Origin of the sequence: Erythrobacter sp., from assembly GCF_039988855.1 — a bacterium.
In the GTDB taxonomy this organism is placed as follows: Bacteria; Pseudomonadota; Alphaproteobacteria; order Sphingomonadales; family Sphingomonadaceae; genus Erythrobacter.
Genome location: NZ_JBDXIY010000007.1, coordinates 1 through 15,204, shown reverse-complemented (window position 1 = coordinate 15,204; position 15,204 = coordinate 1). Strand labels below are relative to the sequence as shown.

At 57.2% G+C, this 15,204-nt stretch carries 17 protein-coding genes and 1 tRNA gene; 6 read left to right on the top strand and 12 right to left on the bottom strand.

Going from position 1 to position 15,204, the window contains the following annotated elements:
- The first annotated feature begins 142 nt into the window (after positions 1-142).
- The 3 genes from ABJ205_RS02755 to ABJ205_RS02745 are packed head-to-tail and all read left to right on the top strand — an operon-like array spanning position 143 to position 2,036.
- Positions 143-682 (top strand): outer membrane protein, encoded by a 540-nt coding sequence (locus tag ABJ205_RS02755; RefSeq protein WP_348332115.1) that lies wholly within the window; start codon positions 143-145, stop codon positions 680-682.
- 38 nt (positions 683-720) lie between these two features.
- The gene (locus tag ABJ205_RS02750; RefSeq protein ID WP_156710539.1) at positions 721-1,068 is read left to right on the top strand and encodes a hypothetical protein; all 348 of its coding nucleotides are present in this window, start codon (positions 721-723) and stop codon (positions 1,066-1,068) included.
- Positions 1,069-1,070: 2 nt separating this feature from the next.
- Entirely contained in the window at positions 1,071-2,036 is a 966-nt protein-coding gene (locus ABJ205_RS02745; protein WP_348293024.1) for a hypothetical protein, read from the top strand.
- A gap of 559 nt (positions 2,037-2,595) precedes the next feature.
- Here ABJ205_RS02745 and ABJ205_RS02740 read toward each other — a convergent pair.
- From ABJ205_RS02740 to ABJ205_RS02730, 3 genes are all read right to left on the bottom strand, one after another.
- Entirely contained in the window at positions 2,596-2,937 is a 342-nt protein-coding gene (locus tag ABJ205_RS02740) for a DUF3768 domain-containing protein (RefSeq protein ID WP_348293022.1), read from the bottom strand.
- Positions 2,938-3,022: 85 nt separating this feature from the next.
- Positions 3,023-3,466 (bottom strand): hypothetical protein, encoded by a 444-nt coding sequence (locus tag ABJ205_RS02735; RefSeq protein ID WP_348332109.1) that lies wholly within the window; start codon positions 3,464-3,466, stop codon positions 3,023-3,025.
- A 10-nt stretch (positions 3,467-3,476) separates the two neighbouring features.
- Positions 3,477-3,830: a helix-turn-helix transcriptional regulator gene (locus tag ABJ205_RS02730; RefSeq protein ID WP_348293019.1), complete on the bottom strand. Its 354-nt coding sequence runs from the start codon at positions 3,828-3,830 to the stop codon at positions 3,477-3,479.
- Between the two features lie 487 nt (positions 3,831-4,317).
- Between ABJ205_RS02730 and ABJ205_RS02725 the strand changes: the two genes are divergently transcribed.
- On the top strand, positions 4,318-5,880 hold the full coding sequence (locus ABJ205_RS02725; RefSeq protein WP_348293017.1) for a recombinase family protein: 1,563 nt from the start codon (positions 4,318-4,320) through the stop codon (positions 5,878-5,880).
- A 39-nt stretch (positions 5,881-5,919) separates the two neighbouring features.
- Positions 5,920-7,107 (top strand): type IV secretion system DNA-binding domain-containing protein, encoded by a 1,188-nt coding sequence (locus ABJ205_RS02720; RefSeq protein ID WP_348332106.1) that lies wholly within the window; start codon positions 5,920-5,922, stop codon positions 7,105-7,107.
- 65 nt (positions 7,108-7,172) lie between these two features.
- Here ABJ205_RS02720 and ABJ205_RS02715 read toward each other — a convergent pair whose 3' ends face one another.
- Genes ABJ205_RS02715 through ABJ205_RS02705 form a run of 3 tightly spaced genes read right to left on the bottom strand, consistent with a single transcriptional unit; the run spans position 7,173 to position 10,634 of the window.
- Complete coding sequence (locus ABJ205_RS02715) at positions 7,173-8,834, bottom strand: carbamoyltransferase C-terminal domain-containing protein (protein ID WP_348332103.1); 1,662 nt, start codon at positions 8,832-8,834, stop codon at positions 7,173-7,175.
- Positions 8,831-10,087: a hypothetical protein gene (locus ABJ205_RS02710; protein ID WP_348332100.1), complete on the bottom strand. Its 1,257-nt coding sequence runs from the start codon at positions 10,085-10,087 to the stop codon at positions 8,831-8,833. Before ABJ205_RS02710 ends, ABJ205_RS02715 begins: the two co-directional genes overlap by 4 nt.
- Before the next feature lies 1 nt (position 10,088).
- A complete protein-coding gene (locus ABJ205_RS02705; protein WP_348332097.1) occupies positions 10,089-10,634 on the bottom strand; it encodes an ATP-binding protein in 546 nt (181 codons plus the stop codon).
- A 485-nt stretch (positions 10,635-11,119) separates the two neighbouring features.
- Between ABJ205_RS02705 and ABJ205_RS02700 the strand changes: the two genes are divergently transcribed.
- Positions 11,120-11,443, top strand: coding sequence for a hypothetical protein (locus tag ABJ205_RS02700; protein ID WP_348332094.1), 324 nt, complete (start codon positions 11,120-11,122; stop codon positions 11,441-11,443).
- Positions 11,444-11,765: 322 nt separating this feature from the next.
- Here the strand turns inward: ABJ205_RS02700 and ABJ205_RS02695 are convergent, their stop codons facing one another.
- From ABJ205_RS02695 to ABJ205_RS02670, 6 genes are all read right to left on the bottom strand, one after another.
- Positions 11,766-12,950: an integrase arm-type DNA-binding domain-containing protein gene (locus tag ABJ205_RS02695; protein WP_348332091.1), complete on the bottom strand. Its 1,185-nt coding sequence runs from the start codon at positions 12,948-12,950 to the stop codon at positions 11,766-11,768.
- Between the two features lie 162 nt (positions 12,951-13,112).
- Positions 13,113-13,188, bottom strand: a tRNA-Phe gene (locus ABJ205_RS02690).
- Between the two features lie 314 nt (positions 13,189-13,502).
- Complete coding sequence (yacG, locus tag ABJ205_RS02685) at positions 13,503-13,781, bottom strand: DNA gyrase inhibitor YacG (RefSeq protein ID WP_348424085.1); 279 nt, start codon at positions 13,779-13,781, stop codon at positions 13,503-13,505.
- Between the two features lie 28 nt (positions 13,782-13,809).
- Complete coding sequence (locus ABJ205_RS02680) at positions 13,810-14,442, bottom strand: Maf-like protein (RefSeq protein WP_348332085.1); 633 nt, start codon at positions 14,440-14,442, stop codon at positions 13,810-13,812.
- A gap of 41 nt (positions 14,443-14,483) precedes the next feature.
- The gene (infA, locus tag ABJ205_RS02675; protein ID WP_106572222.1) at positions 14,484-14,702 is read right to left on the bottom strand and encodes a translation initiation factor IF-1; all 219 of its coding nucleotides are present in this window, start codon (positions 14,700-14,702) and stop codon (positions 14,484-14,486) included.
- Positions 14,703-14,796: 94 nt separating this feature from the next.
- Positions 14,797-15,204: low molecular weight phosphatase family protein (locus tag ABJ205_RS02670; RefSeq protein WP_348509988.1), on the bottom strand; the 408-nt coding region annotated here is incomplete at its 5' end.

The window sequence follows — 15,204 nt, the reverse complement described above, 5'->3', positions numbered from 1 at the left end:
TCGCCCTGCTTCAGAATGAACGCCTTCTGCGCGTCCGAAAACTTCGATGCCTTCATCGCTCTCCGCTCCATTCCAGCCAGGGAAAACTAAGCGGAAAAATCTAACCAAAAGCGATCCAGTTTGTGGGGATCAGAGCACCGGCGTGGGAGCCAGCAGCACGACTTGGAGTTTTTCGCCTTTTGGCAACGCCGTTCAGCCAAACCCGTTTCGAGGCGGTGGCGGCTTCGGCGGCCTCCAACTCGGGTACAACTTCCAGAGCGGCAATTGGGTGATCGGTGCCGAGGGAGACATAGCACTCGCCAACATCGAGGGCAGTTCGGCCTGCCCGCTGGCCCCATTTTCATGCGAGAGCGCGGTTAAGTGGTTGGGTTCAGCCCGCCTGCGGGTCGGCTACGCGTTCGACCGAACATTGATTTACGGCACCGGCGGCGCGGGCTTCGGCAGTGTGTTGCGGGAGTTCGTGCATCCAGTCTTCGGCACCGGGATAAGCAGTGATAAGACTCAGGTGGGTTGGACGGCCGGCGCCGGCGTCGAGTTCGCGGTGAACGAGGCGTGGTCGATCAAAGGTGAATATCTCTATTACGACCTAGGCCGCGACACCTATGTCGACACGGCGTTCCAGTCCTCGAACATCCGCACCACGCTCCACACCGCCAAGATCGGCATCAACTTCCATTGGTGAGGCCGCTCATTTTCTAACGCTCTGGAGGCACAGGTCGGATGAGACAGGTGATTATTGCGCTCACTTTGCTTGCCGGGTTCGCGCTCTCGGCGTGTTCGACCGCCACGGGCGGCGGACGAACACAGCTGACGGCGGAAGAGGTGCGTAGCACATTCGTCGGCCAACCTTGGCGTGGGCCGAGCGGCGTATTTTTGTTCAAGAGAAATGGAACCTACACCCACGACTTCGATCGCGGCGGGACGTATGTCGGCAACTATACCATCCAAGCCAGCGGCGTCCTGAAAGGCGAAACCACAAACTACACCTTCTTCCGAAACGCGGACGGCAGCTACACTTACTTTCACAGCCGCAGCGGCAGATATTATCCGGCCAAACCTGGTGGTTGACTATGGCATGGACACTGGCCGGGTGTCTCGTTGTGATCCTTCTTTTGCAGCCCGCTCAGGCCAGCGGGCTTGTTGATCATTTCCTAAACGGCCCCTGTCGATTTGACCGACAACCGGTGCTGATCATCTCGGACATGACGACATCCGGCGAGATCGACGACTCCGTCAGCCTGTTGATGTACCGCGAGCTTGAACGAAGAGGCTGCGTGCGGGTGGTCGGCCTCGCCTCGATTTTCGGCAATGGCGGTTCCTCGACCGGGCAAGTTCACCAGAACCTGGACGAGAGGATCGAGACACTTGGCCTCGCGGCCTGGCGCGCTCGGCTTCTGCGTGGACCGGACCGTACGTCCTTTCGCGCGACAAATGCAGCCGACCACATCCGGCTGCGCCAGATTGCCGACGTCGTGCGCCGGCACCCCGGACTGGTGATGGCCGAGTTAGGGCCGTGGACGGTTTCCGCATTGCTGTTGATGCATCGCTATGTCGATCCGGCGGAGATTTCCGCGGTCCTCGGCGTTGGCGGGCGCAGACCGGGCGAACGGTTCGCGACCGGACGCACGGTGCCGGGCAGCCTGTTCGGCTTCCGCGACATGAACGTGGCCGAAGACACGAGGGCAATTTCCTACCTGCTCCGTCACCATCCCGAAAAGCTCTGGAACGTGACCTACCATACCGGCCTTGGGCCGCGAACGGTCCACCACGAGACAATTGCCGCCTTCGCGCCAACCCTTTCTGGTCACGCTCGTAGGCGGTGGCGGACAGCTCGTCACCTCCTTGGCTACGACGGCATTCCACTCTGGGATACGTGGACGACGAGCTACTTCCTGCGCGGCGGAAACGAGCGGCTCGGATGCCGATCGATCCCTGCCGCAATGCGGTCCGATGACAACGGATTTCGCGATCCCATGCAGTTGCATCTCGGCGTTACGGGCGCGGGGTCGTCAAGGATCACGGCGTGTCACAGGTAGTGCCCCCCAACGGCGCCTACGTGTCCGACCGACTCTGTCACCAAGCAAGGAGAATAAAATGCGTCATTACCTAAAGTTGCTGGCAACCGCGACCCTTTTGACAGCCTGTACGCAAACCGGAGCAGAGAACGGAACCGGCAACACTCAATCCAAACTCTTCAACGGCAAAGGCAGGGCCGCATTTTGTCGGCGTACGATCGACTGCCGCAATCGCGTCAGTACGCCGGCGCAGTGGACTCAATGCATGCGAGAGGAATTCCCGCTAACGAAAGCGGGTGACGGGTACAAGGTCTGCTGACCCATCTGCTCCCCACGCTCCGCGGCAAGATGAGTGGTTCAGAATAGCCGCCAGAGAGGCAAGCTCAATTCAACCTGGCGATGTGCGCGGCTTCTCGCTCCGGCTTTGTTTCAAAGTGAAAGCGTCATCGTACGGTTTGTGAAGGCCATTTTCTGCATCATCTCGGAGAAATCAGGGGGGCTTCCCCGCGATTGGCACTATGTCGAGTTCTGAGGTGCCAGAATTCGAAATCACCCCGCCTTGGCGGCAGGGTGATGCGCTTCAGTATTCCGACGCGAACATGACCGTCATGACCCGTATAGTCACTTTCGGGTCGGTCGGATCATCGGAGTGGCTCTGAAGCGTTGGATCGAAATAGTCGATCTTGAAGAGAACGCGTTGACCTTGCCAATTGACGATGGCGCAGTCGTGTTCGCCATAGGGATCGTTTTCCGCGGTGAACTCGTCGAACGTGGCGACGAGCGCCAATATCTCGGTAATAGACAGATCGCCGAGCGCGGCAATCCCTTGGCTGAGGTAGACGCGGCCGCCAATCCGGGTCTGGCGAAGCTTGTCGTTGAGCTCGCGGATCGCGAGTACGTCGGCGGGGATGGTACCGGTCATTTGCTTTCTCCGTTCCTTTGCGCCGCGCCCCACCCAATTGAGGCGCAGCGGCCAGGAACGGATCGGCACGTAACATCCGGCCGAGCTAACTCGGATCAGCGTCGCCGCCAAAGACTTCCACCGCCAGCGCCAAGGCTTCGAAATAGATCATGTTGCGCGGTTCGGACTCCCAGATGCGTGGTCGCAGGGGTTTCCACGGCAGGATGTCCGGAAAGTGCGCGGCCAACGCCTCCGCCTCTTCATATTTGTTGGCATGGCGCTGGACGCGCAGCACGGTAACGTCGTTCACCGGCGCCTCGCGCGCGGCGCCCGTGAGCGCCTCAATAAGATCGACGGTGTTGTCGCCCTTGCGGGACCTGTGACGGATGTCCTCCGTCACGACCACGTCCGGTTCAAAGAACGAGACCCACTTCTCGGCTTGCAGGCTCGCCATCTCAGGCGACCTGCTCGCCTCGACGGACAATCCCCAATGTACGAGTTGCCCTTCGCGAAAGAACACGTAGGCGACGCGGCCGGACGCCGCCGCCATCGCCAACACCTTAAGCCGCACCATGGCCAGTATGGTCGTCAGCGGCCAAGCGTGCCGCCAGGCGGCCGAGCGTGTTGTTGCGCTTAAACCGGCCAAGCCAGTTTTTCGGCGCCACCGGGAGGTTCGAGAGGCGATCCCGTATTTCTCTGGTGACGCGTTCCATGACCGCGCCAAACAGGCTTTCGAAAGGACGCCCGTAGATGAGCGATAGCGTACAAATGTCCCTGATCGATGAAACGGCCTTGCCGCTTTCGAGCTGGGATACCCGGCTACGACTGGTACCCAGCAAATGGGCGCAGTCCGCCTGAGTCAGACCTGACTTTCGGCGTGCCACCGTCAGGTCCAGAGCGAATTGGTTTTTCATAGTGTGGTTATTTGATTAGCTAGTATGCGGGCCAGTTTACGGCCTCATGCGCCGTCTCGTAGACGGCAGCATGTACGGGATTTCGAACACCGACCCACTAGGACGCAAAAAACCACCACACCGGTCTCTCGGGTAGCTTTAAAAGCGGAGGGTAAACCCTCCGCTCGCTCCGAGAGACCGGTGTGGTGGTGGTTCTAGTGGTGCTCATTGTCCCAGGTACCGGCCAGGTTAGCAAACCACGACACCAGTACCAGACGGCACCGATTCCCGTTGCCGGTAGCCGTGCCGTCTACAGGTTAGGACGGGCGCACCGTAGCCTTTCTTTCATGTCCCAACATCACAACAACGATATCCCGCCGGAGCTGGAGCGGTACCTGGCGCTCTGCAAGCGGGTTTACGAGCGTATGCAAGCCGAAGGCCGCTGGCCGTGGCCAGATTCGCCAAATCTGCCCGATGTGATAGATTCAAGCGATAATCCCCACACATCATGAAATCCTGCTTTGGCTATGTCCGTGTTTCCACCCAGAAACAGGGCGAAGGCGTATCGCTGGAAGCGCAGAAGGACGCCATCCTGCGTTTTGCGGCGGGCAACGAAATCGAGATCACCGCCTGGTTTGAGGAGAAACAAACGGCAGCCAAGAGCGGCCGACCGGTTTTCGCGACCATGTTGAAGGCGCTCCGTAGGCGCAAAGCCGACGGCGTCGTCATGCACAAAATCGACCGCAGCGCCCGCAACTTCGCAGACTGGGCCAAGATCGGCGAACTGGCGGACGCCGGCATCGATGTCCACTTCGCTACCGAAAGCCTAGACTTCCGCTCGCGTGGCGGTCGCCTGTCCGCTGACATCCAAGCGGTTATCGCCGCCGACTACATCCGCAACCTGCGCGATGAAACCATCAAGGGTATCAATGGCCGCCTCAAGCAGGGCCTTTATCCGTTCTGGGCGCCGATCGGGTATTGCAACAACGGCGGCGGCAAGCCGAAAACACCGGATCCGAACAAGGCGCAACACGTGCGTCGGCTGTTCGAACTCTACGCCAGTGGCCAACATTCCATCAATTCCCTGAGGAAAGAGATCGAGCAGCTCGGTCTCCGCAATTCGCGGGGCAAGCCGGTGAGCAAAACGGGCATCGAGACCATCCTCAACAACCCCTTCTATTGCGGCCTTATCCGGATCAAACGAACCGGCGCAGTCTATGAAGGCGTCCATGAGCCGTTGATTTCGCCGGCGCTATTCGACCGCGTCCAGGAGATCAAGGCGAACAAGAGCGGCAAGAAGGTCACGCGACACAATCACACCTATCGCGGCCTGTTCCGCTGTGCCAATTGCGCCAGGGCGATGATCGCGGAACGCCAAAAGGGCCACGTCTATTATCGGTGCCACGAACCGAGTTGCCCGACCAAGTGCGTGCGCGAGGAAGACGTTGAAGAGGAAGTTCGGCAGGTCTTATCGCGCATACGACTGAGCGATGAACACATCCGGTTCCTGACCGAGGAGATTGAAGCCTGGTACGCGAAGAACGACGGCAACGATCACGAGAAGGCCATTGCCCTGCAACTGTCTGATCTTAAGGGCCGCTTGGAGCGCCTGACGGACGCGCTCATCGATCGCCTCATTGAGAAGGAGGTCTTTGATCGCCGAAACCAGGCTTTGTTGATCGAGAAAGCCAAGCTGGAAGAAGCAGCACGTGAGATAGCCGACAAGCGACACGACCCGGGTCAGGTCCGACGATTCCTCGAACTGATAAAAAACCTTGCCGTGACTTATCTTTTCGCCGAACCAGCCGAAAAGCGAGAAATCGTTGAGATCGCCACCTCGAACCGGCGCGTCTCGCCAAAGAACGTCTATTTAGAGCCGGCAAATTGGCTGACCACGGCCGAGCAGGCCATCGCTGTCCTTTGTGGTGCCCCGGACCGAGCCACTTCTCGAAGCGGCCAGGGTGTTCGCGACCAGCACCTTAGACAACTCGCGGAGTGCGCAAGTTCAACTAACCAACTGACCGCAACGCCCGGAGCCAACCAGGCAGGAATGCTCAAGGATACGCGGTGAGGTCTACGCTGAGAGGCGCCAGGGCCGCAGAGTAGGACGATGTCTGCCTCCAACAACCCCGTAACGATCCTAGGGACGACCGTGGGGCGACGACCATATCGCCGCTTCGGTATTCATCTGTCCGACCGCCTGTTCCACCAGTACATCATCGGCCAGACCGGAACGGGGAAGTCGACCCTGATGCTCAACATGATGCGGCAGGATGTCGTTGCCGGCCAGGGATTCTGCCTGATCGACCCGCACGGCGATCTCGCGCAGGAGGTAGTCGAAATAGCTGGTAACGATGCAGTCTACTGGGACGCCGTCGACCCAGCCTGCCCAGTCGGCTACAATCCAATGACCTATGTCACTGAGCGGTATCGGCCTCTTGTAGCGTCAGGCCTCATAGACACGCTGAAGAAGCAATGGGCGGACGCCTGGGGTGCCCGTATGGAACACCTGCTTCGCCACGCCCTCTTGGCGCTGCTTGCCCGGCCCAGATCGAGCCTGCAAGACATCATCCCAATGTTTCTGGAGGCGGGTTTTCGAAAGGAGGTCCTAGCGGAGGTATCAGATGAGCAGGTGCGACGATTCTGGACGGCCGAGTTCCCCAAAATGAACTACAAGACTGCCGCCGACGGCGTGGCGCCTATCGCCAACAAGCTCGGCGCCTTTTTGGCTCATCCGGCAGTCCGAAAGGCAGTATGCGATCCGGAACAGCCTCTCCGTTTCCGGGCATTGATGGACCAGGGTAGAACCCTTGTCGTAAACTTGGCCAAAGGCCGCCTTGGGGCCGATGTCGCCAACATTCTCGGCGGCCTAATCGCGTCCTCGCTCGGCCTAGCCGCCTATAGCCGGCAGAGCCAGCCGATCAAAAAGCGCAAGCCGTACTTCCTCTACATCGACGAATTCCACTCCTTCACGACGACCGCGTTCGCCGACATGCTCTCGGAGTTACGAAAATACCGGCTAGGGTTGGTGCTCAGCCATCAACACACCTCACAGCTCGACAGCGGCGTGCTCGATGCGATTTTGGGAAATGTGGGGACTCTGATGGTCTTTCGGGTCGGGGCGAACGACAGCTCAATCTTGGCCAAGCAACTGGCGAGCCGTGTACCCCAACCGCCAGACTTGGTAACTCTGTCCAACTACGAGATGTATCTGAAGCTGATGATTGATGAAAGGCAGAGCAAGGCTTTTTCGGTGCAAACCAAATCCTGCAGCGAACCGGAAGTCCACCATCAATGAGTCTCCACACGACTAATAGCGGTCGATTAGGAACGCTATCTGTTCCCGGTCTAGCCTGTGACCTGCTAGGCCGATCCAGTGGTCTCCTGCGGGCCCTTCTCTACCAAAAAATCCCCAATGAACGCATACCTAGCAATATCCTGCTCTGCAAAGAACGCGATTGTATCGTCAACTGTTTCGCAAATCGGTTCGCCGGGTCCGTTCAGGGACGTGTTCAGCACTATACCCATACCGCTAATCCTCTTGAATTCATTTATAAGAGCAAAAAATTGTCGATTAAAGTCCTCTTTAAATATTTGTGCACGGCAAGTTTTATCTTCGTGGACTACGGCTGCTATCTCGCGAATGGCGCTAGCTTTTACCCGAAATGCGGTGGTCATATAGGGGGAGTGGAGCGCATCCTCAAAGAAGCGGTCTTTGTCCACGTATAGGCAGGACGCTGCAAATGGGTTAAAATACTCGCGACCCTTCAGCTTGTTCAGCCGACCTCGGATTCCCGGGTATTGCGGGCTAGCAAGAATGCTCCTATTACCTAGAGCTCGCTGCCCGAACTCAGATCGCCCCTGATGCCAAAATACTATTTCACCGTCAAACAATGCACGGGCTGCTTCGGTATTCTTTTTCACACCAGCGACATGCCTAATTCTCATTTGATTTCTATACTTTTTGACTACGCTGCGAACCTCCATTTCGCTGATATTCATATCAGGCCCTATGAATGCCCAACTCGCTATCTCCGGCCTTTTGCCTGTCGCATTGACATACCCTGTGATTGCGTTGCCGACGCACTGCCCCATATCGCCTGCCGCGGGCGGTACAAAAACGTTCAAGCCCGTCTCCTCGCGGACACGTAGCGCCGCCGTACAATTGAGAGCGACGCCACCGGCCATACAAACGTTCTCCACGTCAAGCGCACGCGCCCACTGCTTGACCAGGGTCACAAGGTTAATCTCAAGCGAGTGTTGCACCATTGATGCGATCTCCGCTCTTGCAGAGAAACCGTCTTTGTTTCTCGCTAACTTCTCAATCAGGTCGTCTCGCCCAGCCGCCGTCAAAAAACTTCTTGCCGTGTCCTTTGGTCGAGCCGGGTGGAAGAACTTTGCTTTGTGCGCAAGTCGCGTTCGGTGGAATCGAAAAAAAGGATCGTGGTCGGAACTAAAGCGCGGTCCATGACCGCTCATAGCCATGAGCTTGCCCGCATGCCTTCCGGATGGCCAACCTAAGAAGTACGTGAAGGCACGGTAGAATTCCCCCAGACCGCAAGCTAGCGGCAAGCTAAATTCGCGACCCAAAAGGCTGAGGTTATCTCCCTTTCCCTCGAAAATAGTTAGCTGTTGTCGAGGGTATTCCCACCAGGAATTACCGCTCATAGAATCTAAGACGTTTCCTCCATCGTCTACGACAATAACCAATGCACGCTCGAATCCCGAAGCGTAGTATGCCAACGCTGCATGAGATAAGTGATGGTCGACATAGTGTTTGCTGACCTCAGAGCGGCGTAACGGTTCACAGCAGCTTGAGAGCCAAAGAACATCAACACCATCAACACCATCAACACCCATTCCTTTCGCCAAAGAGCTAGAATATCCCCCGTCCGCTTTAACGCGCGTATGGCGTTCCTCGCCACTGGCATAAACAAGTTTACCACTTTCAATAATCGCCGCTCCACCATCTCTCAGCGGCTTACCCTTTGTAGTTATGCCCTCGTTTCCGCCTGCAATAATCATTTTAGCTTTTCCGTTAGAAACACCGTAAAATTTAGAAGACCTACGACTAGTGCAAAAAACTCAATTACTTTACCAATTACCGTCGGTATCGGCTGTAGCAAATATTGCGAGAACCATGCCACAATTGACTCATTCAGATTGAAACCAGTGCTGCTTACAAGAAAAAATACAAGCAACGCCGTTAAGCCAATCCAGATCGTGCTATTCTTCCATCCCCCATCAACGTTGTATTCCAATTGGAGCAATTCGCTTATTGCATTCTTGTCTGCCCAAGGAATATTCAGCGTTATTGTGCCGGCGCCGTACTGTGTGCCGGCGCGAACTGGTATATTATACTCGATGGAGTCATATCCGCCAATCGCCGTCTGGGACCGGCGTGCCACGTAGAAATTCTCGTCCATTTCTAGGACGTATTCCCTCCGCTCCCAGGAACTCGGCACCTCGCCGCGAATATCTCCCGGTACTAACTCGCATGGATAGGCCTCAAACAGCTTCAACTCATACGTGCGGTTGGACTTGAGGCATAGATGACCCTTGCCACGGATGGCCGCGCTGCCCCCCTTACGAAATCGGGTCCTTTTGCGAGATCGGCTAGTTTTGCCCACCACATCCATTCCTTGGACGAACAAGAATGCTGTGTTCGACAGGTAGGGCAGTCCATGCAATTGGGCTACGGTATTGCCCCAGCACAAAGAACGAGAACCAACCCGGTCACTTTCGTCACGCGGGTCAAAATCTGATGAATATGCCGTCTGAAACCTGACTCGGATGTCGGCTTCAACAAAGTGCTTGTTTCTGTCACAATTCCTTGCAATATCCTCGGCCATCTCGGCTCGATGGTTCTTTACCGCGTTGTAATCCGTTTGGCCATGAAAGTCGATGTACCGACCTACTCGGTATGCTATGATAACAATCTTTGATATCTCGCGAATTGATTCTATTTTAACTTCGCGTATTGGTACTATGGTTTCCATACCGCCTGTAAAGAAGAAGCTTTTATAATTGGAGTTGGGCTTCCCTGGAAAGACCACATCGTCGGTAGCCTTGTCGTCCTTGTATCTTACGCAAACAACGCCAGTGCCCTCTCCTTCGATTTTCATAGAGCCGTTATCTTTGTCTAATTTCCTGCAGATATCGTCTGATACTAACCTCCTCTTAAAGCGCGCTTCGTAGGTAAATCCTTCCGGAAAAAACATTATCGGAACAGCCTCGTAGACATACGGAGTCTTAGTGTCAAAAACAATGATGTACATGCTATGTTCTCACGTTGATGACTGGAAAGATGGACAATACAGAAAGAGCCTCTCGCTCTATTTTTGAGTAATGCTGAATTCTTACATTGAAAATTGCATGATTATTTTCACGGCCAGATTTACTGAGGAACCGTTGTCGGCACAGTTCTAGAGTGGTGAAAACGTGAAAGGTGACGATTGAAAAATCATGGGCCTCACACCAACCCATGAGAAATTCGGCAGACAGATTTGTGCGCGGAAAACCGTCAATAATTTGTACAGAATCCTTTTTTTTGGTAACGCTAGTCAGGAGTTTTTCATACAATTCTATGCTGTCGAGCTGCAAACCGTTGCTCATATGATAGTTTATATCGTTTGACAGCTTAGACGATGCGTCTTGGGCAGCAACCTCACGCATGAATGCGCTCATGGTAAGCGTCGGACATCCAACGATTCCCGAAAGTTGGCGTGCGAACGTAGTTTTTCCGGCTCCAGGTGGGCCTACCACGCACGCAATCGTAACGTTGCCATTGAAGGGGCCGACCGAGATGTTTTTGCGAGGGGTCATATCTCAAGCAATTCTAGGCAGTACTCGACCACCGTAATCAGTCGCATGACCGGAGGCACGGAGCAAGGTTTGGAAGTCGGAAGCAGGCGTACATTACCGCCGAGTAAATGCTCCTGGGCATCGCAATGTTCTAGGCTGTTGAAAGTCGAATGAGGGAGAGCCGTCCACTACATCAGGTTAGCATCTTTAGACGTCCGCGCTGACGCCACTCCAAAAAGGTGTGCAACAACTCTGTATCGGCCGGTCCGCCCGAAAGGTATGCAAGAGATCTATCACCGTGGGGCGACCGAATAGCGCGACGCTACAGATCGGCAGGGCTAGCTAATTGCTCCGTCTGGTGGTGGCGCGCACCCGAATGGTTCCAGGAAAGGGCGCGCTCGCCAGGGTGATGCAGTGACCCATACGGGTTGGCGGCGTCTTTTGCGCGAGCGCAGGGCGCTCGCTTCGAGGCCCAATACTTCCTGAACACCTCTCGAACACGGCGGATGGATGAATTCTCCAATGCGTCAGAAACCGTACTCGGTATCTCCGCTATCGCCAGCAAATATGCCTTGGCCGGACCTTCAGGTTCTCTATGTCCGATCTCGCCGATACAGTGGGTGTCATCCTCAAGCGAACAATCGCTGAGCACTATCGCCAAGCGAACCAAGTCATCCGCGGATACATACCCGTTGGCGCAAGACAAGAAGTGGTTCGAAAATCTGACCCGCCGGGAGACGAGCGACACTCCCAAGCTTCGCCAGACCGACCATATGGTACCCGATCAGAATCTGATGATCGACTTAATCAGCTTGACCTCGATCAGATGAAACATTGTGATTTTGACCTCCTATGTTATCGAAGACGACCCATTGCGATTCTGTCATTGACGTATGTCAAGAGGTGTCCGGATATGGCTATCGTCATCCGCGTCGGCAACCAAGTCTACACTGGCGTGACGCCTAGCCGGAGCCAAGGCAATGCGGCGGCGGCATTCGGTCTCTTTTGGGCGAAACTAGTGAGGCTAGTAGTACAGTTGTGATCCTGGCCCCACGCCGAAGTGGTGGGAAGGCGGTTAGGTACGCTAACGGGCTACTAAGCTCGAAAGCCTTTGGACTGGGAACCTGCTCTTTCGCGATGGTCCTCACCTGGTCACAAAGGCCGTAGCTCGTCTAGCAAATCTGCCCACTCCTGCATCAGCTGAACCCGCTGTTCCCAATACGTGGCGCGGTTGTAGGTGCGGCGAATGGCATTCTTGTCCTGGTGGGCTAGGACCGCCTCAATGACATCGGGATCGTAGCCGCGAGAATTGAGAATGGAACTCGCGGATACTCGGAATCCGTGAGCCGTCACTTCGTCTTTGGAATACCCCATTCGGCGGAGAGCTGCGTTGAAGGCATTGTCGGACAGCGGCTTGTGAATTGATCGGACGGACGGAAACACCAGCTTGCCGCCCTCAGACAGCGGCCAGATATCCTGTAGGACACCGATCGCCTGTTTAGACAAGGGCACGTCATGTGGCTGGCGCATCTTCATGCGTTTTGCCGGGATATGCCATACAGCCTTTTCGAGATCGATTTCGTGGCGCTCGGCGCCACGCACCTCGCCTGGACGCACGCATGTGAGGGCAAGAAACTTCATAGCCGCAGTGATCGTCGGCCAACCATCATAATCATCGATATTGCGAAGTAAGATGCCGAACTGCCGTTCATCGGTAATGGCCGCCCGCCCCTTTGACGCAGGCGCTAATAGGGCGCCTCGGAGTGGAACAGTCGGATCAGTCTCGGCCCGCAACGTGACGATCGCAAGCTTGAAAACGCTGCTAATAGTGCCGCGCAGGCGACGGGCCGTTTCCCGCCGGCCGCTCTTTTCTATTTTCTTTAGGATATCGAGGATTTCCGCTGGATGGATGTCTTTGATAGGGCGCTTGCCGAGCGGCTTGGCCAGATCAAGGAGTAACCAGCGGGTCTTGCTGATCGTTGCTGCTGCGGCGCGTTCCGCCTCTAACCGTTCGATGTATTCCTCGGCGATCAGGCCGAAGGTTTGCCTGGCGGCATTCGCAGCGGCGATTTTGTCGAGCTTACGTTGGGCAGCAGGGTCTACATCATCGGCGAGTAACTTTTTCGCCTCGTCGCGCTTCCTGCGCGCTTCCGCCAACGTCACCAACGGGTATTTGCCAAAGGAGAGAACGTTTTCCTTGCCTTGAAAGCGATACCGCATCTGCCATGATTTCGATCCATGCGGCTGCACGAACAGATGCAAGCCTTCGCTATCGGCCAACCGATAAGGCTTTTCACGCGGTTTTGCGTTGCGAATCGCAAATTCGGAAAGTGCCATGAGGGTAAAGCCCCGCGGGTAAACCTCCGTTACCCACATGATTACCCACCTTTACCCGAGAAGCAAGGGCGCCCTATGAGCAGTCATGATCAAGTGAGTCTACTCAAGCCGTTGAAAACAAAGGGTTTTTGAGAAACCATGTTCAGTAAGGAGAAGAGGGGCTGGTGCCCAGGGGCGGAATCGAACCACCGACACGCGGATTTTCAATCCGCTGCTCTACCAACTGAGCTACCTGGGCACGGCCGACGATCGCCCGCCGGCCGGAGTGCTGAAGACCGGCGCGAACCAGCCCGAAAGCGCGTGGGTTATAGCACGAGTTTGATCCCTGTCCAGCGCCGCCGCAGGGAAAATTCGCAGGCGGGTACGAAGCCGTTTTTGAACGCCCGGCGGTGCCGCCGGACACAGGCCGGACAATGGCGCGCATCCGGGCGCGGGGCGCGCCGGATCACCGAAACGGCACGCGGCCCGGAAAGCGCGCATCGCCGCGACTGCATGATGGTCCAGGGCCACGCCCGGCACGCTCAGGACCAGCGTTGAGGGACCCGGCACGCCTCAGGAAGGACCGTCTTCGCCGTCGCCGGAGATGTCGGCGGGGTCGCCGGGGATGACGTAGCGGCCGGAAAGCCAGCGATTGAGATCGACGTCCTTGCAGCGCGTCGAGCAGAAGGGAAACGTGGGGCGCGCCGACGGCTTGCCGCATTCGGGGCATTTCGCGCGCGGCCTGAGCGGCGTCACCTTAAAACCGTCTGCAGTGTTCATCTTGATCTCAGCCGCCGCGCCTTCAAAACCGTGTCTTGCCCCGCCATATCGGATCGCGGGCGGCGGCGTCAAATCCGCCCTGCGTCGCCGGGCCGAAGCGTCAGGCGGTGTGCGCGCCCGAGAGCCAGGCGAAATGCACCTTGTAGCCCTCGCCGGTCAGAAGGTTGACGGTTTCGTAGAGCGGCAGGCCGACGACGTTGGAGTAGGAACCGACCAGCTTGACGACGAAGGTGCCCGCGAGCCCCTGCACGGCGTAGCCGCCGGCCTTGCCGCGCCATTCGCCCGAGGCGAGATAGCTTTCCAGTTCCTCGCGCGACAGCCGCTTGAAGCGCACCCTGGTCTCGACCAGTTTCTGGCGCGTCTTGCCGGACGGCGTCTTCAGGCAGATGCCGGTATAGACGCGGTGCGACCGTCCCGACAGAAGCCTGAGACAGTTGGACGCCTCGTCGAGCAATTCGGTCTTGGGCAGGATGCGGCGCCCGACCGCCACGACGGTATCGGCGGCCAGGATGAAGGCGCCCTCGAAGCCATCCTCCGCCGACAGGGCCGCATACGCCTTTTCCGCCTTGCTCTTCGACAGGCGCTTGGCCAGCGAACGCGGATGCTCGGCCTTGGCGGGCGTTTCGTCGATATCGGCGGGAAAGACGCGGTCGGGCTCGATGCCGGCCTGCTGCAGCAGTTCGATACGTCGCGGCGACCCCGAGGCCAGCACCAGATTCTGGAATACGCTCATGAATGAACCGTCGGCACGCGGCGACCGCTACGGGCCGGGCGCTATTTGAAGCGGTAGGTGATGCGGCCCTTGGTGAGGTCGTACGGCGTCATTTCGACCAGAACCTTGTCCCCGGTCAGAACGCGAATGCGGTTCTTGCGCATTCGTCCGGCCGTGTGGGCGATGATTTCGTGTTCGTTTTCGAGCTTGACCCGGAACATTGCGTTGGGCAGCAATTCCGTGACGGTGCCCGGAAATTCGAGGACTTCTTCCTTCGACATTCGGTACCTTTTCTTGAGAGCATATGCAGCCGGCACCCTGGCGGGCCGCAGATCGCGCGGAACCTATATGATTATCCCGCGCTTGTGAACACGCTTATTGCGCCGGCGCGCCGGGGACGAAACGCTGGCGAATCCGGGCGTCGAGACGATCGCGCACCTCGCGATAGGCGGCGAGGATGGTTTCGCGCGATCCGGACACGATGGAAGGGTCCTGAGTCGGCCAGTATTCGACCGCCACCGACAGCGCCCTCGTTAGTTCGAGCGCGGCATGGTGGGCCTCGGGCGCCAGCGTGACGATCAGGTCGAAATAATCGTCCTCCAGATCGTCGAGCGTGCGCGGGGGGCGCTCAAGCGGCACCAGGCCGTTTTCGGCAAGCACGGCGTCGACGAACGGATCGCGCTCGCCGGCCCGCACGCCGGCCGAGGCCAAAAACACGTTGGCCGGCAACAGGGCGCGGGCGATGCTCTCGGCCATGGGCGAGCGGATCGCATTCATGCCGCA

Coding starts and splice junctions, on each gene's coding strand:
- ABJ205_RS02750 (WP_156710539.1), top strand. CDS start 721: ATGAGACAGGTGATTATTGCGCTCACTTTGCTTGCCGGGTTCGCGCTC.
- ABJ205_RS02745 (WP_348293024.1), top strand. CDS start 1,071: ATGGCATGGACACTGGCCGGGTGTCTCGTTGTGATCCTTCTTTTGCAG.
- ABJ205_RS02740 (WP_348293022.1), bottom strand. CDS start 2,937: ATGACCGGTACCATCCCCGCCGACGTACTCGCGATCCGCGAGCTCAAC.
- ABJ205_RS02735 (WP_348332109.1), bottom strand. CDS start 3,466: ATGGCGGCGGCGTCCGGCCGCGTCGCCTACGTGTTCTTTCGCGAAGGG.
- ABJ205_RS02730 (WP_348293019.1), bottom strand. CDS start 3,830: ATGAAAAACCAATTCGCTCTGGACCTGACGGTGGCACGCCGAAAGTCA.
- ABJ205_RS02725 (WP_348293017.1), top strand. CDS start 4,318: ATGAAATCCTGCTTTGGCTATGTCCGTGTTTCCACCCAGAAACAGGGC.
- ABJ205_RS02720 (WP_348332106.1), top strand. CDS start 5,920: ATGTCTGCCTCCAACAACCCCGTAACGATCCTAGGGACGACCGTGGGG.
- ABJ205_RS02715 (WP_348332103.1), bottom strand. CDS start 8,834: ATGATTATTGCAGGCGGAAACGAGGGCATAACTACAAAGGGTAAGCCG.
- ABJ205_RS02710 (WP_348332100.1), bottom strand. CDS start 10,087: ATGTACATCATTGTTTTTGACACTAAGACTCCGTATGTCTACGAGGCT.
- ABJ205_RS02705 (WP_348332097.1), bottom strand. CDS start 10,634: ATGACCCCTCGCAAAAACATCTCGGTCGGCCCCTTCAATGGCAACGTT.
- ABJ205_RS02700 (WP_348332094.1), top strand. CDS start 11,120: ATGGATGAATTCTCCAATGCGTCAGAAACCGTACTCGGTATCTCCGCT.
- ABJ205_RS02695 (WP_348332091.1), bottom strand. CDS start 12,950: ATGGCACTTTCCGAATTTGCGATTCGCAACGCAAAACCGCGTGAAAAG.
- ABJ205_RS02680 (WP_348332085.1), bottom strand. CDS start 14,442: ATGAGCGTATTCCAGAATCTGGTGCTGGCCTCGGGGTCGCCGCGACGT.
- infA (WP_106572222.1), bottom strand. CDS start 14,702: ATGTCGAAGGAAGAAGTCCTCGAATTTCCGGGCACCGTCACGGAATTG.